This window comes from Bartonella queenslandensis AUST/NH15 (assembly GCF_000312585.1).
Lineage (GTDB): Bacteria > Pseudomonadota > Alphaproteobacteria > Rhizobiales > Rhizobiaceae > Bartonella > Bartonella queenslandensis_A.
Genome location: NZ_HE998102.1, coordinates 1 through 653, shown reverse-complemented (window position 1 = coordinate 653; position 653 = coordinate 1). Strand labels below are relative to the sequence as shown.

The window sequence follows — 653 nt, the reverse complement described above, 5'->3', positions numbered from 1 at the left end:
GCAAGAGCGTGAACGTACAGCAGTTGCTCGCTCTTTGCGTACAATTAGTCGGCGTTTGGAAGAACCAGTTTTTGCGAAAGCCTATCGAAGATGGGCGGGTCGTGCGATGGATTTGTTTTTACGAGAGATCAGAAGGGTTGGGGCGTGATGGCACAGTTTCAAGAAATTGCTTTAAATTTGATTGTGGTTCCTGAACGTATACGCCCTGTGGATGATGAGCATGCCAAGGCACTTGCGCAATCGATGGTGCGTGAGGGATTGATGAATCCGATTACAGTGCGCCATACCCCCAATGCTAAGGAAGGCAATTATACATTGATTGCTGGAGCACACCGACTGCGTGCTGCGGAGCTTTTGGGCACTAGCAAAATTGATGCCATTGTGGTGCAGGCTGATAAGGACAATGCTGCGCTTTTAGAGGTTGCAGAAAATCTGTTTCGCAATGAATTATCGGTGATTGACCGTGCGCTTTTTGTGCAGACTTACCGCGATTTATGGGAAAAGAAGTATGGGGAGATTCACGTTGGGCGCCCACAAAAAAGCGAAAAAAAATTGGGTCAAGTTGACCCTATTTCTGAAAAGGAAGCTGGAACCAACGAACAAAGCTTAAATTTTAGCACCCACGTTGCCGATAGGATTGGTTTATCGAAGGA

Annotated in this window: 1 protein-coding gene; it reads left to right on the top strand. The window is 46.9% G+C overall.

What is annotated here, in order from left to right:
• Positions 1-147 precede the first annotated feature (147 nt).
• Positions 148-653, top strand: a 506-nt coding sequence (locus tag BN338_RS09510; RefSeq protein WP_039761621.1) for a ParB/RepB/Spo0J family partition protein, incomplete at its 3' end; no start/stop codon positions are given.